The organism is Neobacillus sp. WH10 (genome assembly GCF_030123405.1).
Classification (GTDB): domain Bacteria; phylum Bacillota; class Bacilli; order Bacillales; family Cytobacillaceae; genus Neobacillus.
The window spans coordinates 2,854,581-2,877,322 of the sequence record NZ_CP126110.1; the positions used below are offsets into that span (position 1 = coordinate 2,854,581).

The following is a 22,742-nucleotide window of genomic DNA, read 5'->3' on the forward strand; positions in this document are numbered from 1 at the left end:
CACTACTCCTATATGTCGTTTGTATGTGGTTAATGGGAAAGTTCCTCTTCCATTAACTATATCGAGTTAAAAGTAAATCCTTCCTGCGATAAACACTTAACACAATTCCGATTAGAAAGGAATTTAGCAAAACCGGCATTAATCCATAGCTAATAAAGGGCAAGGATATTGAGGTATGTGGAAAGACCCCGAGTGCCATTCCGACGTTGCTAGCCAGCTGTACACTATAAAGTGCTACAGCACCAATCAGAAGAAGTTTTGCGAAAGAATCATGGATCTTATTAGAGACAAATATAAATCTCACCATAATAAGGGAGAGTATGATTACCAATGCGATTGCAAATAACCACCCGTAAATATAGGTTAAGCTTACAAAAACAAAATCCGTATGTGCTCCCGGGATAAATTCCTTTTTTACCGGGTTTCCAAACCATCCTGCTTTTGACATTAATTCATTCACGCGTAAAAACAAATACCCTGCTCCATTTGGATCTTTCTCGGGATTTAAAAATGCCAGCAAGCTTCGTTTATGGTACGTCATAAGGAATGGCCAATAAGTAAATGCGACAATCATGAATAATCCAACCGTACTTCCGGTTATAAACAATATCGTTTTCCTACTGAATTTACTCCACCAAAGCATCACGAATACCATAACTGTATACATAATAAAGGTGATTGGGATACTATGGACGGAGAAGAATAATAGGAATGGAACGAAAAATAAAATGGCAAATTGCCAGATTTTAAGCTTTTCATTAGTAAAAAAGGATGCCCAGGCAAGAAAAAAGAGTGGCAGCGACTTTGAGCTTTCTATCGTAATGATTGATGGGATCCTAAGCAGTGGGGCACCATTAATAGTTGTATTTGAAAAACACATAATCACGATCAATAAGAGAACCCCTAGAGAGTAAAACAACCAACCTCGCGTTTTCCATTTGCGATAATCGATTAACATGATACCAATTGCAACGGTACCACCAAGTAGTACAATGATGGTTTTATTGACTGAAAAATGCCTTGTATCCATGTATTCCAGCGAAATCATCGGTAAAAATCCTAGTCCTAATGTTGTAACCAATAGGATAATCATGAACCAATCAACTTTTGGCTTGTGAAGTTTGTTCATCTGTTTTCCCAATTTGATAGGGCTGCCCATCTGATCAATGGCCTTTACCTCGGCCTCAGCTACCGGTAATCCCTTCTCCATCCAAGAATTCTTTGCTTCCTGTAAATGATAACCTAATTCATCGGCAACATATTTCTTTGCTTCCTTTGATTTAATTTGGTCTGTAACCTCATTTAAGAAGATATACTTTTTATTTGCCACGTTGATCTCACCCCTCAAGCAATTCTTTTAAAGCAAATCGTTTCTTTGAATGTCGTTTTTCTGCCTTTTGCAAGATTTTTTTGCCTTTATCCGAAAGTCGATAATATTTTGCTTTCGATTCGTTCCAGGTAGCTTGGATACATTGGTTCTGTTCCAATCGATGGAGAAGAATGTATAGAAATCCTTCGGTATCCTCGAATTTCCGAATGCCCCGCCCTCGTAAAAGTTTTGCTAATTCGAAGCCTGTTTTCTCATGAACAAGAAGTTGCATGACAGCAAGTAATACATCCTCTTCATTTTCATCCTGTCCATTGATTTTTTCACGAATGTCTTTTCGGAGCTGCTCGGTAAAATTCAACTGAGAAAAAGTAGTTCGATCCATAGATTTTTTTAAAGTCTTTAAACGATCCTCCATGACTTATGCCTCCAATCGTTCTTTTAGCAGTTCTTTTGCGCGTTTCAATCTGGTTTTAACCGTGTTATCACCTGTATCGGTGAGTACAGCGATTTCCTTAATCGGCAATTCCTCATAATAAAACAGATAAATCACTTCACGATATTTAATTGGCAGCATCAGTATCGCTCCAATCAACTCATCATCCTCTTCTTTTTGGATTACGACCTGCTCCACCATTTCCTTTTTCGTTTGGCTGTTTGCCGGTTCTTCATTTGTCATGACGACGTTCCGGTTATACCAGCTTTTCAGGTAGTCCTTACAATGATTGATTGCAATTCGCCATAGCCACGTCCGCAGCTTCGATTTTCCGCTGTATGTATGAAGAGATTTGTAACATTTAATAAAAATATCCTGAGTAAGGTCCTCAGCGAGCCCTTTATTTTTCACATAAGAATAAACAAGCTGCAAGATTTCCTGGCCGTACCTGGTCATAATTTCATCGATAAGAGCTTCCTTATCTTCAGTTTCTATCACTTCTGCTGTTAATTCTTCCACGTTTGACCCCCTCCTTGCTATCTTTTAGACGACGCATCCCTTTAGCAGGTTTTTATTTTGAAAAAAATTCATTAAAAAAGGATAGAAAAAGCAGTAACACTGCCTCAATCTATCCTAAACTATTTACTCATTTTCAGAGTCGTTATTTTCTTCCCTATGAAACCACAGCGGTTCATCGTCATCCACGTCACCATTATAGTTGATAAGGATTTCTTCACCTGCTTTTATATCCCGGTAGGCATAAAAGTCAAACGTATGATTCGGAAAATTAATTTCATAAATAGCATTTGGCTGATAAGAATGGTTAAATAGCATGCCATATCCTAAGAGAAGCGCTGTATGGTTTATGCCGTACTCAAATGCATAGTCAGCCAGCAATGTTTTTTCAATATGAACATGCTCCTCATTTGGGTAAGGAATAACAGGTGCTGCATGAATAAGCTCCCCTTTTGCGATATCACATGTTGCAAATACCCCTCTATTTAAATCCCCATCACTAAGCTTCGAAGTTCTTACTTCAATCATATTATTCACCTATAAAGTTCTTTCCAAAGAAGTTTTTAATCATACTTAAGCTTGCCATTATATTGTGAAGAAAGCAACTGTTTAATGATGCTTTTTTGGTGCCCCTCTTTTTTGGTGCCTGAATATTAATTTTTTCACGGTTATATTTTCCTCCTAACAATCATAAAATAGAATATACGTTCGTAGGGAGGCGAGGATATTGTTAAATAATAATGAGTCCTTAATAACAGGTGAGATGTTGGTCAGGTATTACGAGCTGAATAAACAGAAAAAAGAAATTGAACTGGAAATGAATCAATTAAAGGATGCGTTTCAAACCTATTTTAATAATCTAGTAGGTTCAAATCATAAAGGGGAAATTACCATCAGCGGCTACAAGCTGCAAAGGCAAATTCGTAAAACGGAAAAATATAATGAAGAAGAAACGATAAAAAGATTAGAAGAGTTACATATGAATGATCTTATTCAAGTAGTTAAAAAACCGGATGATTTAAAAATAAAAGCAGCACTCAATCTAGGATTGTTAAATACCAACCATTTAGAGGGCTGTATTTTTACTAGCTACTCCCCAGCCATTTCAGTTAAGCCGTTAACACCGAGATGATTGGAAACTCATTAAGTCGTTAAATGTTTGAATATTCCTAAAACTAAATGGTATAATTAAACTTGTTTAACATTAAAAAGCATCGGAGGTAAAAATATGTCTGTAGATGTTTATTTGAATTTTAATGGGAACACGCGCGAAGCAGTGGATTTTTATGCCCATGTTTTCGAAACAGAAAAACCAAAAATTATGACTTTTGGTGAATCGCCTCAAAATCCAGATTATCCGCTTCCAGAGGAAGCAAAAAATTTGGTCATGCATGCACGGCTTGACATTGATGGCAGTAATGTCATGTTTTCTGATGTTTTTCCTGGCATGCCTTATATTGAAGGAAATAATATAAGCCTAGCGATCGTAAATCAAAACAAGGAAAAAATTATATCTTATTATGACAAATTAAAAGAAGGCGGTACTGTTGTGATGGAACTGCAAGAAACCTTCTGGAGCAAATGTTATGGGCAAGTAAAAGATAAGTTTGGTATTGAATGGCAATTAAATTATGACAATGGAGAAATGTTTAAATAATATAAAAGGATAAAGAATCTTCTAAAAAAAGAAAAGATTCTTTATCCTTTTTTCGTTAAACTTCGAATTGTTGACTAACGTTAGATAGAATTTGTTCTTCTTCCCATTCTTTACACACATCCACCCACTCAATTGCAGAAGAATACTGAAATAATTCATCCTTCGTTAATTCGATAGCGGAGTTCGTACTGCCACAGGCAGGGAATATGGTCTCGAATTGATACATCAAGATAAACCTCAAGATCATTTTTCAAACCAAAGGGGCAAACCCCGCCGATGGCATGTCCTGTTTGCTCGAGTACTTCATCAGGATTGAGCATCCGAGGTTTGAAACCAAATTTCTGCCTGAATTTCTTGTTATCAACCTTGGCATCACCAGCAGCAACAATCAGAATGGCTTTTTCCTCAGCACCCCTAAAGGAAATGGTTTTAGCAATCCTTGCTGGCAATACCCCAATTGTTTTTGCAGCTTCGTCTACAGTAGCACTTGAAGTTTCAAATTCCATTACATCTCCATCACGATTCCATTGTTTGAAATGGGCTTTTACACTTACCAATGACACCTTTTTCATCCTTTCCAAATGTATTATATTGTATAATACCATACGGTTAAGGGATTAAGCGATAAGGTGGCTTGTATTTAACACCAATTTTACTAGTAAGCCAACCCCCTCAATGATGCCATGCTCCTCTAGCAATAGCAAAGCAAGAAGCTAGCACATTGCTAAACCACTGATAGCTAAGCATATACCAATACTAGCTTATTCCCAATTTATATATTGATTTTCGATACTATTAAAATTAATCCTTCCTTTTTGCATCATGGGTGGACAAATCGTGTTATACTTTTGGATTTTCTTATTAATTTCATCAATCATATCCTTTGCTTCCGACTCCTTCGTATCGTTCCCCTTTAATTTTATTGTTTTCGCAATCTCTTGCCTTATTTCTTTTTGCAATTCTATAAATGGCGGTAAGTACCCCGCCTCTTTAGCAGTCTTGGTAAAATTAGCATAAATATCACCTGAGAATAGATGTGAAGGTAATGGTTTCCCGAATCCAGGATGATTTTTTATGTCCTCATCTAAATTGTAATCATTCGATTTTTGATTCAGGGATTCATCTTGTCCATCTTTTTTTAATGACATATATTTTGGCCTCCTTTCTAGTTGGGTGCTTTTATTTTCATAATTCTCTATTTATTGTTCGGATTCCTCCAATTCAGAAAAAAGTGATCAACTTCTTTGTATTTTTAAAATAACTATAAAACCAGCAATCTAATAGTGTTATAATTTTTGTAATATTTATAGAATAAGATTTAAGCATTGCTTTGTTTTGGAGGGATTACATGAATTCGCAAGGTGTGGTTTTGCCCTACCCAAGGGCTAAAGGAATTATTTTAGTTCTAATAGCAGCAACTTTTTGGGGAGTCTCCGGGACCGTTGCCCAATACCTGTTTCATCAGCAAGGATATAGCACAAACTGGCTTGTAGTGACCCGGCTAATTTTTTCAGGGATTGGTTTATTGCTGTTTTCTCAATTTGTCACTAAACAAAATATTTGGAGTGTTTGGAAAAATAAACAAGATGTCGTCCGCCTCATCATATTTGGAACCATTGGCATGTTCGGCGTTCAATATACTTATTTTGCTGCTATTGAACATGGAAATGCTGCCACCGCAACAGTTCTACAATATTTGGCGCCTGTCATCATCGTTTGCTACCTATGCCTTCGGGCAAAATCATTACCTGCCAAACAAGAAGTAATCGCAATTGTCCTAGCCCTTTTTGGAACCTTTCTTCTTGTAACGAAAGGAAGTATCCATTCACTTTCCATATCAGGTCCGGCATTTTTCTGGGGAATTCTTTCCGCATTTGCCCTCGCTTTTTATACGCTCTATCCAGGCAGTTTGCTGTCAAAATGGGGATCACTAATGACAGTGGGATGGGGTATGACAATTGGCGGGTTCGGCTTTAGTTTCATCCATCCTCCTTGGAAATTTCAAGGTCATTGGAACCTGACATCCTTTTTGGCCGTTGTTTTTGTTGTCGTGTTTGGCACATTAATTGCCTTCTTTTGCTTTATGGAGAGCTTGAAATTCATCCACGCATCCGAGGCAAGTCTGCTCGCCTGCGTTGAACCATTATCTGCTGCTTTTTTGGCTGTTGTATGGCTTAATGTCTCCTTTACACCTGCCGAGTGGATTGGTTCTTTTTCAATTATTGCTACCATTTTTATTTTATCGACTGCAAAAAGATAATTTTTTTAACATTTACATAAAAAAATAAGCAGACCGGTTGGCCTGCTTATTTTTTTATTCACCTAAATCCACATTGTGGTACACTTGCTGCACATCTTCTAAATCTTCTAATACATCAATCATTTTTTCAAATTTTGCAAGTCCATCTTCTGGAAGCGTGATTTCAATTTGTGGCAGCATCGTTAATTCGGCAAAGGTAAATTCAGTGATCCCCGCCTGCTTGAATGCTTCCTGTACAGAATGGAACTGGTCTGGTTCGGCATAGACGATCACAGAATCCTCTTCTTCAATGATGTCACGGACATCGACATCAGCTTCCATTAGAAGTTCAAGCACTTCATCAGCTGATTTTCCTTCCACACCGATGACCGCTGTGGCGTCAAACATGTACGCAACAGAACCACTAACTCCCATATTCCCGCCGTTTTTACCAAATGCAGCACGGACATCTGATGCGGTACGGTTCACGTTATTTGTCAGCGCATCGACGATGACCATTGAGCCATTAGGTCCAAAGCCTTCATAACGTAACTCGGTATAGCTTTCTTCTGAACCGCCTTTTGCTTTTTCAATCGCACGATCAATAATATGTCTTGGGACATTGTATGTCTTTGCACGCTCAAGAACAAATTTTAATGCCTGATTTGATTCTGGGTTTGGTTCACCCTGCCTTGCGGCTACATAAATTTCAACTCCAAATTTTGCATAAATACGACTCGTATTTGCGTCCTTTGAAGCTTTCTTTTCTTTAATATTGTTCCATTTACGTCCCATTATGAACACTCTCTTTCCGCTTTGAATCTACACAAATTATTATAATCAAAAAAGTTGCTTCTTCATTACTTTTTCAACATAACAATTTAGAATTCGTGACACTTTATATTAACTGAAGAACAACACTTTATAAAATGCTGCTTTTATTCACAGATTTTATTATACAATAAATGTTTCATTTGTTAAGTATCCTATATTAAAAAAAGAGTATAAAGTAGGAAAAACATGAAAAAGGACCATTCCTTACTTTATTGGATGGTCCCTTTCTTCTATACAAGCATCTGAAACAGTGTGCTATCTTTATTTACTTCACGGTGTAAAAATCCTTTAGCCTTAATCCGTTCGATTAATGGAAGGTAATCCTCCTTATCCTTCAATTCGATACCAACCAATGCCGGTCCAGTCTCTCGATTATTCTTTTTCGTATATTCAAAATAGCTAATATCATCATTTGGTCCAAGAACATCAAAGAGAAATTCACGTAATGCCCCCGGACGCTGCGGGAACTGAACAATAAAATAATGCTGCAGACCCTCATAAAGCTTGGAGCGCTCTTTAATTTCCTGCATCCGTCCGATATCATTGTTGCCGCCGCTGATGATACAGACAACTGTTTTTCCTTTAATTTTGTCTGTATATGTATCTAATGCAGAAATGGAAAGGGCTCCTGTCGGTTCCACAACAATGGCATTTTCGTTATACAAGGATAAAAGTGTGGTACAAACCTTACCCTCTGGAACGACAATAATATCGTCAACAATTTCTTTGCAAATGGTAAACGTTTTTGAGCCTACCGTTTTTACGGCAGCACCATCAACGAATGGATCAATATCCTTAAGTGAGGTCACTTCCCCTTTTAAAATCGATTCCTTCATCCCAGGTGCCCCTTGAGGCTCCACACCGATTAATTTCGTGGTTGGTGAAAAATGTCTTAAATATGTTCCAACCCCAGCGATGAGGCCGCCGCCGCCAATTGCGGCAAATAGATAATCAATTTTTTCAGGACAATCATTTAGCAATTCAACTGCAACGGTCCCTTGGCCGGCAATTACATCGAAATCATCAAACGGGTGGATAAATGTACGATTTTCAGCCTGGCTACATTCCATTGCCTTTTCATAGGCATCATCAAATGTGTCACCAGTTAATACAATCTCTACGCTATCCTTACCCCAAAATTTAACTTGATTCACTTTTTGTTTGGGGGTTGTACTCGGCATAAAGATCTTGCCATTAATGTTTAAAAGGTGACAGGAATAGGCCACCCCTTGAGCATGATTGCCGGCGCTCGCACAGATAATGCCATTCTGAAGCTCATCCTTATTCAACTTTTTGATCCGGTTATAAGCCCCGCGGATCTTAAATGAACGGACGCTTTGCAAATCCTCCCGTTTTAAGTAAACATGACAGTCGTATCGTTCCGACAATAAGTGATTGTATTGCAGAGGTGTCGGTGAAATCTCATCCTTTATGGTATGGCTGGCAATAATAATATCCTCCACATTAAACACTTTTTTATCAATTTGTTGACTCATTTTCAAATTCCTCCTCAGCTATTCTTCCGTTTTTTTGACATTTTTCAACTCAATTGATCTCATAATATAAGTAATCTTTAAGGTTTTATAAACAACAAAAAACCCGCCCCTAAAGGAATAGGGACGAGTTAGCTCGCGATACCACCCTACTTCCGCAATTTCAAAATAGAAACTGCGGCTCTCGATCATCGTACCATTTTCTGTACGTGTTCCATTGTAACGGCGGACATTCCGGTACAGCTTACTTACTCCGTTCAGCTATACACCTCAGAGATGATTTTCAGATACCCCTGTTGTCGACTCCCACCAACCGTCGACTCTCTGTGAAACAAAGTACATACCCTACTCTTCTCGTCATCGATTCATATATAATTTTAAATAAGGGTAACACCGAAAAAATACCCTGTCAATATTTTTTGACTATTTTAACTATTTTGTTAATTATAAAGCGCTTTCATTTTGGTGGTGCCTGACACCGTTGCCACTATTACTCAAATGTTTAATTTCTTTAATCCAATTACATTTACAAACAGCTAGGTGCTATAATTATATAAAAATTATATTATTCTGATAATGAATGGAGAGTTTTCGTAATGAAGATTCCTTATAATGGGAAATTCCCTTCGATTCATGATTCTGTTTTTATCGCGCCGGGTGCATATTTAATTGGTGATGTCCAAATTGGTATGGATTCAACGGTTTGGTTTAATGCGGTGTTACGTGCTGACGACGGCCCGATTATCATTGGTGAAAGATGCAGTATCCAAGATAATTCCACTATTCATTTATATGAAGGATTTCCTGTCATCATTGAGGACGATGTGACGATTGGACATAATGTTATTTTGCATGGCTGTAAGGTCGGCAGATGTTCTATTATTGGTATGGGATCAACGCTTTTAGATAACGTGGAAGTTGGCGAGGAATGTATTATTGGTGCCAATACGCTGCTGGCAGGAGGAATTAAGATACCGCCCCGCTCCCTCGTGTTAGGTTCACCAGGGAAAATCGTCCGCGAGCTATCTGAAAAGGATTTACAGATGCTCCAAATGTCAAGCGAGCACTACGTTCAAAAAGGAAAGGACTTTAAAGAAATACTAAAATAAATCAACTATTACAATTCCAAAAATTATGTTTAAATCCACCAAAACCTAAGGTGGATTTATTTGTCTCTAAAAAAATTTATATCTTTTTTTCGTATTCTATTAATGTTAATCGATTATTAATTTTATTTTCTTTCGTTTTTTTATAGCCAAATTTTTCGTAAAAATGGCGAGTTCGCTCATTATCCTTAGGAGTGTCTAAACTCCATACCTTTGCTTGTGGGAATTTGTTTTCCATTTTAGTAAGGATTTTGCTGCCTAATCCTCGATTTTGAAGGTCGGGGCTTAGAAAGATTCGAACCAAGCGATAATGTTTATCCGTTATTTTCACGATACAGATACCGCCAGCAATTTTTCCATTAAGAAAAATGGTGTAATGAAAAGAATGATTTATTTTATACTTAAAAAAATCTAGTGATTCTGCTGCAGGACTCGTGTCATAATCCTTATACTTTTTTAAGTCGGATTGAAAGGCCTCTTTCTGGATGTTTAACAGTGCTTCCGCTTCGTTCATTTTCGTCCTTGTGATTTTTAAATCCATGATTTCACCTCGAAAATACATTTCAATCATTATATGAATTGAACACTGCAAATGAAATAATGAAGTAATTATTGGGGTGGTATGGTGTGGTCCATGGGTAAACCTAGGAGGTTTTATACCAAGTGAATAGAGCCGTTAAAATGAATTAGAAGTTTAGATTGAACAATTAACTATTTGTATTAATCTGAACAAAAGGCCCAGTATTATAGTGACTGTAAATGAGGTTTTATTACGATAAAGGGCACTACGAGCCCTTTATAGTGCCCGTATACTTGGTTCCAATGGGATTACGGGCACTATAATCCCCTTTTTATTGTCCAACCATTAAAATTACATTCTCATTTCACACTGCCATGAACCGTTACCTATTTTTTTAGTTCCTTTTTCCGCTACTTATGATTTACTCCAGCTTTGATTAATCCTACTAGGTATCGTATGATGAAAATGGATTTTTCGTAATGCTGCAAAAGAAATATTACTTAAATATGGAAAGGGCTTTTTAACATGATCAAAAACAAAATACATTCATTAATATCAAACCTTGGACTTGTTCCTCATCCGGAAGGCGGATATTACAAAAATACATATCAGTCTAAGGAGCAAATTTCTAACACAGAATTAAGTGTAGATTTTGAAGGAGAACGTAAGCTTTATACTAGTATTTACTTTCTATTAACTTCAGATGATGTTTCCCACTTTCATCGATTGAAATCGGATGAACTATGGTATTTCCACGCGGGAAGCCCATTAACCATTCATGTTATTCATGAAAATGGAGAGTATGAGGAAATCAAATTAGGGATGAATATAGAAAATGGTGAGGTTCCGCAAGCACTAGTTCCGAAGAATTCCATTTTTGGTTCCTCAGTAAATGATAATGACACCTTTTCATTGGTGGGCTGCATGGTATCTCCGGGCTTTGAATTCAAAGACTTTGAATTGTTTACACAGGACGAGCTTTTACTCAAATATCCACAACACGAGGAAATCATATTGAAATTAGCGTACAAAAATATCCCAAATTGAAGGTAAATATCACCTGATCGCTTAAAATAAGATTTGATCCTAATGTATATTTCTTAATACGATACATACTAAGAGACCTTCGAGTAGAAGGTCTTCATCTATTTTTATACAATTAGTTTACATAATATTTTTATGTTAAATAGAATTACTACCCTCGCCTCTTATGGGGACATCATTAAATTCTTAGCTCTTTTCCTTTCTAAATTTTCTTAACCCGCTTTTACAATTAGCAACAATCCTGCTACTAAAGCCGAATACTTTCCTCGCCATTTCACGATTACCTTTTTCCACAATAAATTGCCGCACCCAAATAATTGATACCTCCATACAGTTAATCTTAAAGCAAATCCCCTCTCAGCTTTTTCAAATTCGATATGGCTTCTCTAAGTCTGATATTTAATGATTAAAGGTTGAAAAAAACCCTTTTAGTGCTGGATGAACCAAGTTCTTTTTTCCTCCCCCACCCCTATTGTCAAATTTCACATGATCTATTCTAATCGTCTTTTTTCGAATGAAAATCCAATTGATTTTGTGTATGAAAAGAAGCCACATAGGGAATATTTTCTTAAGGATACTTACAAGGGGGACATTATGATTTTAAACAATGATCAATTAAAAGCTAAGGCCCACGAGATAGCCTTAACTCATGAATTATATACAACTAAACAGCGGAATACACGATATTGGCCAACTTTTCGATCGGATATGGCCAGCCTTCACGAATTCGCCGAGAGGTTAGGAAACAACAAAGTAGAGTGTAAACAGCCTGCGGAAGATTGGCTGCTTGACCACATAAATTTTTTAGAGACACAAGCACAAGCTGTTCTTCGTGAACTACCACGTGCAACGCTTAATCAGCTGCCCAAATTGCGCTCTACGGGCATGCCACGAATATATGGCCTGTGTAAAGATTACCTCGAGCATGTGGATGGACGCTTTGACATACATTCATTCGAAAGTTACCTTTCCTCTTATCAGGAAGTTTCTGTCCTCAAGGATGCTGAATGTTGGGCGTTACCGAGTGCATTAAGAGTTATTATTATTCATCGTTTAGCTGTAGCGATGCGTGAGATTCGACATCGACATGAGGTGTGTCATTCCATTACCTCTCTATTAGAGCAGATTGGAACAAAGAATTTGTCCGACACTAAGATACGCATTTTAGTAGAGCGGGAAACACGAAAAAAACCACTAAGTCCAGCCGAGATTGTTCATTTTGTCCAGCACTTGAGTGAATGGGAACCAAATATTCGGATTGTTCATGACTGGCTTCGGGCCCATGTAGAGAATAGTGAATCAAGTCTTGAACAGATGGTCTCGTTGGAGCATCAGCTTCAGGCTGAACTACAAGTGACATGCGGCAACTTAGTACAAAGTTTGCACTTTTTAGAGCGCTTGCCATGGAGATTGACGTTCACAAGAATTTCCCATATTGAGCAAATTCTGCGGTCTGATTCAAATAGTGAATATGAGCTACTAGATTTAGCTAGCTGTGACATCCTTCGTGGACGGGTTGCCAAGATTGCACGGAAATTGAATGTACCAGAAACTTTAGTTGCTCAAACGGCAGTACGACTTGCCAAGGCGCAACAAAAAGACACTGACCTAGTAGAGGTACTACCTAGAAAGGCCTGCCTTGCCTATTATTTGCTCGATGCACATGGAATCTCTGCAATGCGCAAGGAGCTCTGTAAGGTAGCTCGCCCACGAGTACTGCCACACCTTGTTGTTCGACGGCAATCATCGTTCGTATATTTTTCAAGCATTATTTTACTCTTTGTTGCTTTGATGGCGCTAGCCGGGGGATGGATAGCGTTCGGTTCGTTTGTACGACCAATTTCTTGGCTTGCTATTTTTGCAGCCCTTGTATTGCCTGTAAGTGAATGGGTTATCACTATTATTCATGAGATCATTTGTAAATACTGCCGCTCTACCCCGCTTATAAGATTTGATTATTCCGAAAAGCTGCCTGATGATGCTCGAACTATGGTTGTTATGCCGATTATTTGGTCGAGCATTGAAGAAGTGGATGACGTAGTCAATAGACTTTTAGTTCACTATCTTGCAAACCGACAGCAGAATATTCATTTTGGCATATTGGCAGATTTTTTTGATGCTTCAAGCGAGTCCATGCCAATTGATGAAGAGATTATTACTCATGCGGTTAAACGGATTGGTGCTTTAAGAAAGCAGTACGGGAATGATAAATTTTTCCTTTTTCATAGATCTCGTCTCTATGATTCAGTTGACAATATCTATAAAGGATGGGAGCGAAAGCGCGGCAAATTAGTTGAATTCGTTGAACTACTTTCAGGAAGTGACCAAACTAGTTTTACAACGATACATGGGCAAACAGATATTCTAAAGAATATTCGTTATGTTTTAACAGCTGATTACGATACATTTCTTCCTATCGGCGTGGTTAGCCGCTTAACGGGTACGATTCATCTCCCTTACAACCGCCCACGTTTTAATAAGGATGGAACTCGTGTCGTCGAAGGGTATGGTGTACTTCAGCCAAGTATAAGCGTAAGTTTTGAGTCAACCCAAAATTCACGTTTCGCTTCATTATGGGCAGGTGAACCTGGGATCGATCCATATGCTTTTGCAGTTTCGAATGCCTATCAGGATCTGTTGGGACATGGCATCTTTGTCGGTAAAGGGATTTTTGATGTGGAGGCGTTTCGAAAGACATTGGTAAGCCGCATACCTGATCATCATATCCTGAGCCACGATTTACTTGAGGGGGGATTTCTGCGCGCTGGGCTGACGTCTGATATTGAAGTGGTCGAGTCGCACCCGAACACATTTTTGGCTTACCAACAACGGGCTCATCGATGGATTCGTGGGGATTGGCAACTTATCAACTGGCTAGGTTCAAAATGCAAAGACCGTTTTGGTGAGAATAAACGAATTGCTTTGGGAGGTCTTACCCGCTGGCAAATCGTTGATAATTTACGCCGGAGCCTACTTGCACCATCCTTGTTAATTGTCGCTATTCTTGGTTTGAATACACTTCCTGGTCAAACTTGGGTATGGGAAACAATCGTGGTATTAACGATTTTCCTCCCGTTTTTGCGCTCTCTTGTCGTAGCAATACTTGGCAGAAGTCTTAATCACACCATTGGTGTAAGTTTCATGCAAAGTGCGGTACAGTTTATAACGCTACCCTTTACTGCTGTTCTTTCTTTGGACGCCATTTTCCGTACACTTTACCGTATGAGTATTAGTCGAAGGAACTTACTTGAGTGGGTAACAGCTGCAGAGACGGATAGACGATCAAGTAAAGGACGAGTGTTTTTATTTGAGCCAGCAGGATACTTTGTCATTTTCTTATTTGCTGTTGTAGCTTGGCTTTCTGGCGGAGTTTTTGATCAAGCTATAGGTATTTTGGCATTTGTTTTTTGGCTACTTGCTCGGCCTTTTATTCAGCAATTGAACCAACCGGAAAAAGGAGAATCTCTTAAATGGCTGCATGATGCTCGTCCAGAACTCAAGGAGTTAGCATCAAAAATCTGGTCATTTTATGCGCGCTATGTCACGGAGGAAGAATCATGGCTGCCACCCGACAATGTCCAGTACCATCCAAAGGAAGTCATCGCCCATCGCACATCACCGACCAATATTGGACTATATTTAGCATGTGTCGTTGCTGCACGTGATTTTAATTTTATCGACACAGCTACAATGATCAAACGAATAGATTCGTCATTGAAAACAATAACAAGAATGGAAAAATGGAATGGGCATTTACTGAACTGGTACGATACATGTTCAGCTGAGCCCCTCCACCCTAAATATGTTTCCACGGTTGATTCCGGGAATTTTGTTGGGTATCTAATGGTAGTAAGGCAAGGTTTACTTGAATGGGGTCATCGTGAAGTCCATTTTCAAACAAACATTGAGAAAATAACGGAGGAAATTGACCAGCTAATTGAACAAACCAATTTCAAATTGCTCTATAACGATGATGAGCGCTTGTTCTGTCTGGGTTACCATGTAGATACAAACCTAAAAGACACTACTCTTTATGATTTGCTGGCTTCAGAAGCTAGACAAGCAAGTTTTGTTGCAATTTCTTTAGGACAAATTCCAGCTTCTCATTGGTTTTCTCTTGGCCGGACAATGACTGTTTCAGGAAAATGTAAAACGTTGTTATCTTGGTCTGGCACCATGTTTGAGTATTTGATGCCGAGTCTGATTATGCGGACATACCGAAACACCCTCTGGGACTCTACTTATAGGGGTGTCGTTCATCGCCAACGTATGTACACCGACAATTATCAAGTACCCTTTGGGATTTCAGAAAGTGGCTATTATGCCTTTGACTACCAATTGAATTATCAGTATCGGGCATTTGGTGTTCCTGGACTTGGACTTGATCGAGGTTTGGAAATGAACTTAGTTGTTGCACCCTATGCTACAATCTTGGCACTTCCCTTCGCAGGTCAATATGGAATCGAAGCGTTGCATAAGTTTGAAAGTTTTCAGGCTAATGGTGAGTTCGGATATTATGAGGCCGTTGATTTTACTACTGCAAGAATGCCAAAGGGTAAGCGGTATCAAGTTGTGCAAAGCTACATGGCCCACCATCAAGGCATGAGTATGTTAACTCTTACCAATTTATTAGCGGATGAAATTATGGTAAAAAGATTTCATTCCGATCCACGTGTATGTTCAGCAGAATTACTATTACAAGAGCGCATTCCTGGAAAAGTTGCGTTAATTGAAGAGCCGATTGGCCACCATGCAAAGTTTACTGCAATTGATGGTCATTTTGATCAAGCGGAACGATCCTTCACTAAACCAACCGTTTTACCGGAAGTTAACGTGTTGTCAAACACTCGTATAACAACTGTAAACTCGAACGATGGAAACGGGATGCTTACATGGAACGGACTTGCAATCACTAGATGGAAAGAAGATCCAGTCATTAATACTTCTGGTACTATTCTTTACCTTCATGACGTCACTTCAAAAGAAACGAGGAGCACGACAAGATTTCCTTGTCATGCAGGAAAAGACACGAAAACGACGTTTCGTCTTGATAAAACCATCTATGAGCAGGAATATCATGATATTTCATCTAAACTTGAATTAACCGTTTCATCAGATGTGGACGCAGAGGTTCGTCGCCTTCAACTAGTCAACAACAGTGACGAGGAACGAATATTGGAAGTGACTTCATTCCTTGAGTTAGCACTTGCAAGCCCATCTGCAGATAATGCACATCCAGCATTTAACAAATTGTTTATAGAAACCAGCCATGATGCAAAAAACGAATGTCTGTTAGCAAAAAGACGCTCCCGAGAAGAAGATGAGCCGGAAACCTGGGCAATTCATACTGTCTTTGTAGATGGATCTGAGGCAGGAGAATATGAATTCGAGACAGATCGTGCTAAATTTATCGGCCGCGGTTATTCACTTCAATCGCCAAAATCGATGTTGTCACTACTTCATGGGGCTGTTGGCTCTGTAGCTGATCCTGCATTTGTTATGCGACGCCGTATTCAATTGGCACCACGGGAATCAGCAACAGTTTATATTGTGACAGGTGTTGCAGAAACCCGCGAGAAAGCATTATACATTAATCATCAATTATGTGAACCGAAGCAAGTAGATCGCACTTTTCATTTAGCTTGGGTACGTTCGCAAATTAATCTTAGGCATCTCCACCTGACTCCGAAGCAGGCGTCTGATTCATATCAATTGGCTGGGCGGCTTCTTTATACTTCACCTCTCACTCAAGTACGTCAGGATGCAATTGCAAACAATTCTTTAGGGCAGTCTTCCCTATGGTCCCATGGAATTAGTGGAGACGTGCCAATTGTGATGGTTAAAGTTAACAATTTAGCCGATTTGGCGTTTGTAGTATTGTTAGCACGTCAACATCAATATTTATGTACGCTTGGATTAGAAATCGATCTCGTCGTACTTGATGAGACCGTCGGTGGCTATCAGGACCAACTTATGAATCGTTTACGAGATTATTTAGCAGCAAGAGGAATATGGGAGATGAAGCGAATTATAGGCCTGAAGGCTTCTCAACTTGAAGAAAATGAACGAAATCTCCTAATGGCTGTGGCACGTGTTATCCTGCGTGCTGGGGGGCCAAGCCTGCGTGCCCAATTACAAATTTATGAAGGTGAAATAAGGACTATACAGGAACGAACTATTCCAATCCGAAAAGCACAGCAGAAAAAGCAAACTGTTAGTATTTCATCAGAAGTTGAATTTTTCAATGGATGGGGCGGTTTCATTGACGATGGTCAGGCATACCAGGTTTATGTACAGGATGGTAATTTCCTTCCGAGACCATGGAGTAATATCCTCTCAAATCCAAACTTCGGTTGTTTACTGACTGAATTTGGTACTGGATATAGTTGGTGGCGCAATTCACGTGAATGTAAACTCACGCCATGGAGAAATGATCCTGTGCTTGATCAACCTGGGGAATGTCTTTATATACGAGACCTCGATGTGAATCAAATCTGGTCAGCTACCCCAAAACCAGCTGGTAACGGGTTCACATACAAAGTCACTCATGGTAAAGGATTTACTAGGTTTGAACAACTAGCTGGAGATATAGTTCATACAATGGAGACTATAGTTCCATTGAAGGATACCCTGAAACTGATCCGGCTCCGACTGCGAAACACTAGTCAAACTGCTAAACGTGTTGCCATTACCTATTATGCCGAGTGGGTTCTCGGAGTTTTGCGTGAAGCCGAGGCACCCTACATCGTGACTGAATGGAATCAGGAAAATAAGGCACTATTTGCTCGAAACACATACCAAGAGAAATTTCGTGATGCAGTCGGTTTTATGAACATTTCAATGCCCGATAGTAATAATAAACAAATGGAACATCGGATTTCTTGGACAGGTGACCGGGCTGAATTTATTGGCCATGGTGGTACATTGGAATGTCCTTTAGCCCTTTTGGAAGAAAAACTTTCAAACCGTATAGGTACATTTTCAAATACATGCGGAGCACTTCAGGCAATGGTTGAACTACCCGCAGAGGAAGAAATATCGATTACCATTTTGCTTGGCTGTGCATCCTCTAAAGACGAAGCACTTTCGCTTATAGGAAAGTATGGTCTCCCTTCTGCCTATGAGGAAACACTTGCAAACGTGATAAGTCATTGGAAGCACTTCCTTGGACAGGTGCAGATTAAAACACCGAATCGAGAAATGGATATCATGATGAACGGCTGGCTCTTATATCAAACACTGGCATGTCGTTTGTGGGCACGTACCGCGTTTTATCAAGCTGGTGGTGCGTTTGGATTCCGTGATCAATTGCAAGACTCATTGGCTTTATTACATGTAGACCCTTCTATTACAAGGAAGCAAATACTTATAAATGCTGCCCATCAATATCAAGAAGGCGATGTCCAACACTGGTGGCACGAAGAAACGCATAAAGGAATACGTACACGATTTTCAGATGATTTATTATGGCTTCCCTACACAGTATCACGCTATGTAGAACAGACAAATGATTACGACATTCTAACAGAGAGTGTACCGTTTCTGGTCAGCGAAGTTTTGAAAGAGGGAGAATTGGAGCGGTATGAAGATACTGTTGTATCTGATGAGATCGGAACACTTCTTCAACATTGCCTACGAGCCATTCACCGTTCTTTAAACTTTGGTGAACACGGCATACCGCTAATGGGGATTGGGGACTGGAATGACGGTATGAGTAGGATTGGTGCTAAGGGGCGTGGCGAGAGTGTGTGGCTAGGCTGGTTCCTTCTGGATATTCTGAAGCGTTTTACAAGACTCCGGAACGATATACTTCCTCACGATGTCGTCCTAGATTTTGAACAGGTTGCACACGAATTGGAGCAGAACCTAAACCATCATGCCTGGGATGGCGCTTGGTTTCGCCGAGCTTTTTCAGATGCTGGGACATGGATGGGATCGAATCAGAACAAGGAATGTCGAATCGATGCCATCGCCCAGTCATGGTCTGTCATCTCACAAGGAGCGTCTGGTGACCGACAATCGCGGGCAATGTTTTCGTTTGACCGTGAACTTGTTGATCGCGATTTGAACCTTGCACGGCTGTTAACAAAACCATTTGATGTAACAAAACCTAGCCCAGGGTATATTCAAGGTTATCCACCTGGAATCCGTGAAAATGGCGGACAGTATACACATGGTGTTATATGGGGAATTGTCGCATGGGCAATGTTAGAGCGACGTGATAAGGCATTTGAGCTTTTTTCAATGCTAAATCCAATCACACATACAAAAACTTTCCGTGATGTACAGATTTATGAAAATGAACCATATGCCATGTCAGCTGATGTGTATACCGCAAAACCCTATCAAGGCCGGGGTGGCTGGTCTTGGTACACTGGAGCTTCTGGCTGGATGTATCAGGCAGGATTAGAGTATGTATTAGGGCTCAAGCTTCAAGGGGACCAACTAACGATACAACCTTGTGTGCCGCCTGAATGGAAATCATTCACAATCGACTATCGTTATGGAAAGACAACCTATTCACTTGAGGTTGATAGTACACAAGGTCATGGTGTTCCAGTGAAATGGGTAGTTGACGGCAAAGATGTCGGTAAGCAGTCCTTTCTGCAACTAGTGGATGACGGCCAAGAACATAATGTTGTCGTTCATTTAGGTTTGAGTCGTTCGAGTACTGTTGGGTAGATTGGAGAAAATTTTAAAGAAAAAAAATAAGGAGGAGCCAATTGCTCCCCCTTATTTGGTGTGGTCTTTACTTAAAGATCCAGCTGTTTTAACCGGGATTAGAAAGCTTAACACAACGGTTATAAGACTCATACAAAGAGCATAAAGAAACACGTTCTTCATCCCGATGACAACGTTTGCCGCATGATTAATGAGTAAACCCATGATGGTAACGCCAATAGATGTTCCAATGTTTCTTAAAAAGATTTGCAGTGATGTCGACATACCCTTTATATGTGATTCGGCAAATTCTTGAGAAGCAATTGTTCCCACGGCAAATAATAAACCAAAGGCAAAACCCTGAACGGTCAAAATCAGAAACAATCCAACATAGGAAATATCCTGAATGAATAAATAGAGTCCTAATCCTGAAACAGTAGTAATAAAGCTGCCGATGATAAATAAGATATTGTAGCCAAAGCGTATGATCCATTTCCCTGCCGGTGTACTTCCAAACATCCAGCCGATTGCAATACTTAATAGAATCAGCCCGCTTTTATATATACTCATATCGTTGCCTTCTTGCAAGAATAATGGAATAAAGTTCGATGTACCAAAAAAGGATAGACAGTAAAATAACATGAAAAGATTGGTCATAAGTATGCCTCTATTTTTAAAAAGGGAAACAGGAAGAAACGGATGCTCTTCCTTCCTTTCGACCAATACAAAAACAATCAAACCGATAAAACCAATCATAAGGTACCAAAAAGGATTTCCAACGTTTGTGGCCAGTAACAAAAGTGTAATCGAAATTCCGAATACGAAGAATCCTTTATAGTCGATATAAGTCTTTTTAAATTCCAATTTTTCCTGATAGGGAATCAAACATAGCACGGTGGCTATACCTATTGGAATATTGATAAAGAAAATCCATCTCCATGTCAAGGCTTCAACAAAAAAAGAACCCAAAACGGGACCCACAATAGAGGAAATGGCCCAAATGGTGCTAAAAACCGCTTGGATTTTCCCGCGTTTTTCAATCGTAAACAAATCTCCAACGATAATCATCGAGAGTGGGATCATTCCTCCGGCTCCAAGGCCTTGAATCCCTCTAAATACAATCAGCATTACCATGGAATTCGCTATACCGCAAAGAATCGAGCCGATCGTAAAAAGGCCAACTGCAATCATTAATAGCTTTTTCCGGCCATACATATCCGATAATTTTCCGTACAGTGGAACTGTAACAGTACTTGCTAACATGTAAACAACAAAAATCCAAGCAAACAACTCCGTGCCGCCAAGTTGTTTAACAATGGTAGGACTAGCCGTTTGCATAATGTTGGCATCAAGCGCCGAAATGAGGGTTGTGATCACAAGCCCCCAAAATACATATCTATTTTTTCCCATAAGTACCCCCTAAGTGCTAAGAAAAAACAATGGTTTATTCCATTTTTTTACATTTTATTATTTCCACAACTATCATTATAGCAAACTGTCACAATTAAAATCTAATTAAATTTTTATTGAAATTTTCCACTAAAATGAAAAAGACCCCACATGAGGGTGGCGTCCATAGAGTGCAGCACAAATTGCTGCGAAATAATCTTACACATATACCTGTTCATTTATTAATAAGGGCTGTGTAATGGTAGGTAAAATAATTTCGATTGTTGTTCCTTCATTTACTGTACTTTCAATCGTTAACACTCCTTTATGACTTTCGATTATTTTAAAGCAGGTCATGAGCCCAAGACCTGTACCTTTTTCCTTTGTAGTATAAAAAGGTTCTCCGAGTGTTGACAATCTTTCTTTTGGAATACCGATACCCTGATCGATAATTTTAATCGAAATCTTCCCTTCTTCTATTTGCTTCACCTTTACCTCAATTTTTCCACCTTGGGGCATCGCCTCTATGGCATTTTTAAGAAGGTTTAGAAAAACCTGCTTCAACTGATTTTCTTCACAGCTGATCTTCGGTAAATCCTGTTCAAAATCAATGAAAATCTCTACATTATTCAAAATTGATTGAGTACCAATTAAGGTAACAACATCCTTTATTAAAACGTTTACTTCTTGTTCGACATAAACAGCTGCAGTCGGTTTTGCAAGCACAAGGAATTCTCCAACGATGCTATTGATACGTTCAAGCTCTGAGAGCACAATATCAAAGTATTCCTCTTTTTGTTGATTCGCCTTAAATAACTGTATGAATCCTTTTATGGACGTAAGGGGATTTCGAATTTCATGGGCAATACCTGCTGCCATTTGTCCTAAAAGTGCCAGTTTTTCTGACTTTTGCAGCATCCGTTCCGTCTGTTCTTTTCTATCAGTAATATCCTTTCCAATTGAAAGAATAGCCTCTTTTCCGCCAAAAACGATCGATAAGGCAGATACTTCAAAAAAGAATGCCGATCCATCTAAACGTTTTGCTTTGTATTCAATCGTGTTAACGGGCTGTTCCTCTTTCATAATCTGCTTAAATCGTTCCATTAACCGGTCACTATACTCTGGAAAAATAAATTCAAAAATGGATTTACCGATTATATCTTTATTATTACTGGCTCCAACTAACCTAGCAGCAGCATTATTTGCATAAAGAAATTTATGATCTTGGGTGATATATACCGGATCTGGTAATGAGTCTATTAATTTCCGATAGCTTTCTTCACTGGCACGAGCTTTTTTTTCAAAAAATCGTGCTTTGTCATATTGCCAACCGACAACCCAAGCAATGAAATTAAAAATAAAAAAGTCTATTGTAAAAAAAGCGTAATGAGCCCATATCTTTTGATAGGCAGTAAATGCTATTGAAATAAACAATAAAATAATTTGACCCGATCTGTTCATAATTCTCCCCGCTTACTAGGTAAATTGTTATAGGTATAGGAATTCGACAACTTCCATTA

At 39.1% G+C, this 22,742-nt stretch carries 16 protein-coding genes, 1 pseudogene and 1 other annotated feature; of the genes and pseudogenes, 6 read left to right on the forward strand and 11 right to left on the reverse strand.

All coding sequences use genetic code 11. From position 1 onward, the window contains the following. Window positions 1-52: 52 nt before the first annotated feature. From QNH20_RS13515 to QNH20_RS13530, 4 genes are all read right to left on the reverse strand, one after another. Complete coding sequence (locus QNH20_RS13515) at window positions 53-1,330, reverse strand: FtsW/RodA/SpoVE family cell cycle protein (RefSeq protein ID WP_283918527.1); 1,278 nt, start codon at window positions 1,328-1,330, stop codon at window positions 53-55. 7 nt (window positions 1,331-1,337) lie between these two features. Further along, window positions 1,338-1,745 (reverse strand): PadR family transcriptional regulator, encoded by a 408-nt coding sequence (locus QNH20_RS13520; protein WP_283918528.1) that lies wholly within the window; start codon window positions 1,743-1,745, stop codon window positions 1,338-1,340. A 3-nt stretch (window positions 1,746-1,748) separates the two neighbouring features. After that, on the reverse strand, window positions 1,749-2,282 hold the full coding sequence (locus QNH20_RS13525; protein WP_283918529.1) for a sigma-70 family RNA polymerase sigma factor: 534 nt from the start codon (window positions 2,280-2,282) through the stop codon (window positions 1,749-1,751). 123 nt (window positions 2,283-2,405) lie between these two features. After that, complete coding sequence (locus QNH20_RS13530) at window positions 2,406-2,807, reverse strand: SET domain-containing protein (RefSeq protein WP_283918530.1); 402 nt, start codon at window positions 2,805-2,807, stop codon at window positions 2,406-2,408. Window positions 2,808-3,006: 199 nt separating this feature from the next. Between QNH20_RS13530 and QNH20_RS13535 the strand changes: the two genes are divergently transcribed. Together QNH20_RS13535 and QNH20_RS13540 are read left to right on the forward strand one after the other, a co-directional pair. Then, the gene (locus QNH20_RS13535) at window positions 3,007-3,411 is read left to right on the forward strand and encodes a hypothetical protein (protein WP_283918531.1); all 405 of its coding nucleotides are present in this window, start codon (window positions 3,007-3,009) and stop codon (window positions 3,409-3,411) included. 96 nt (window positions 3,412-3,507) lie between these two features. Further along, the gene (locus QNH20_RS13540; protein WP_283918532.1) at window positions 3,508-3,936 is read left to right on the forward strand and encodes a VOC family protein; all 429 of its coding nucleotides are present in this window, start codon (window positions 3,508-3,510) and stop codon (window positions 3,934-3,936) included. Between the two features lie 55 nt (window positions 3,937-3,991). Here QNH20_RS13540 and QNH20_RS13545 read toward each other — a convergent pair. Together QNH20_RS13545 and QNH20_RS13550 are read right to left on the reverse strand one after the other, a co-directional pair. Beyond that, a pseudogene (locus QNH20_RS13545) lies at window positions 3,992-4,499 on the reverse strand (YbaK/EbsC family protein). A gap of 198 nt (window positions 4,500-4,697) precedes the next feature. Further along, a complete protein-coding gene (locus QNH20_RS13550) occupies window positions 4,698-5,084 on the reverse strand; it encodes a DnaJ family domain-containing protein (protein ID WP_283918533.1) in 387 nt (128 codons plus the stop codon). A 200-nt stretch (window positions 5,085-5,284) separates the two neighbouring features. Here QNH20_RS13550 and QNH20_RS13555 point away from each other — a divergent pair, with 200 nt between their 5' ends. Continuing rightward, window positions 5,285-6,196, forward strand: coding sequence for a DMT family transporter (locus QNH20_RS13555; RefSeq protein WP_283918534.1), 912 nt, complete (start codon window positions 5,285-5,287; stop codon window positions 6,194-6,196). Window positions 6,197-6,250: 54 nt separating this feature from the next. Here the strand turns inward: QNH20_RS13555 and QNH20_RS13560 are convergent, their stop codons facing one another. Next, complete coding sequence (locus tag QNH20_RS13560) at window positions 6,251-6,970, reverse strand: YebC/PmpR family DNA-binding transcriptional regulator (RefSeq protein WP_283918535.1); 720 nt, start codon at window positions 6,968-6,970, stop codon at window positions 6,251-6,253. A 269-nt stretch (window positions 6,971-7,239) separates the two neighbouring features. Beyond that, entirely contained in the window at window positions 7,240-8,505 is a 1,266-nt protein-coding gene (gene ilvA, locus QNH20_RS13565) for a threonine ammonia-lyase IlvA (protein ID WP_283918536.1), read from the reverse strand. 116 nt (window positions 8,506-8,621) lie between these two features. After that, window positions 8,622-8,872 (reverse strand) — a binding site (T-box leader). A 226-nt stretch (window positions 8,873-9,098) separates the two neighbouring features. Here ilvA and QNH20_RS13570 point away from each other — a divergent pair. After that, window positions 9,099-9,611, forward strand: a complete 513-nt coding sequence (locus tag QNH20_RS13570; protein ID WP_283918537.1) for a gamma carbonic anhydrase family protein — start codon at window positions 9,099-9,101, stop codon at window positions 9,609-9,611. 76 nt (window positions 9,612-9,687) lie between these two features. On the opposite strand, the gene QNH20_RS13575 is transcribed toward QNH20_RS13570, so the two are convergent. After that, a complete protein-coding gene (locus tag QNH20_RS13575) occupies window positions 9,688-10,149 on the reverse strand; it encodes a GNAT family N-acetyltransferase (protein ID WP_283918538.1) in 462 nt (153 codons plus the stop codon). 504 nt (window positions 10,150-10,653) lie between these two features. On the opposite strand from QNH20_RS13575, the gene QNH20_RS13580 reads away from it, so the two are divergent. Both QNH20_RS13580 and QNH20_RS13585 read left to right on the forward strand, forming a co-directional pair. Continuing rightward, window positions 10,654-11,175, forward strand: a complete 522-nt coding sequence (locus QNH20_RS13580) for a cupin domain-containing protein (RefSeq protein WP_283918539.1) — start codon at window positions 10,654-10,656, stop codon at window positions 11,173-11,175. A 591-nt stretch (window positions 11,176-11,766) separates the two neighbouring features. Further along, entirely contained in the window at window positions 11,767-19,854 is an 8,088-nt protein-coding gene (locus QNH20_RS13585) for a glycoside hydrolase family 94 protein (protein WP_283918540.1), read from the forward strand. Between the two features lie 51 nt (window positions 19,855-19,905). Here QNH20_RS13585 and QNH20_RS13590 read toward each other — a convergent pair whose 3' ends face one another. Together QNH20_RS13590 and QNH20_RS13595 are read right to left on the reverse strand one after the other, a co-directional pair. Then, window positions 19,906-21,243 carry an MDR family MFS transporter gene (locus tag QNH20_RS13590; protein ID WP_283918541.1) on the reverse strand — a complete coding sequence of 446 codons (1,338 nt, stop codon included), beginning with the start codon at window positions 21,241-21,243 and terminating at the stop codon, window positions 19,906-19,908. A gap of 198 nt (window positions 21,244-21,441) precedes the next feature. Then, window positions 21,442-22,683 carry an ATP-binding protein gene (locus QNH20_RS13595; protein WP_283918542.1) on the reverse strand — a complete coding sequence of 414 codons (1,242 nt, stop codon included), beginning with the start codon at window positions 22,681-22,683 and terminating at the stop codon, window positions 21,442-21,444. Between the last annotated feature and the right edge of the window lie 59 nt (window positions 22,684-22,742).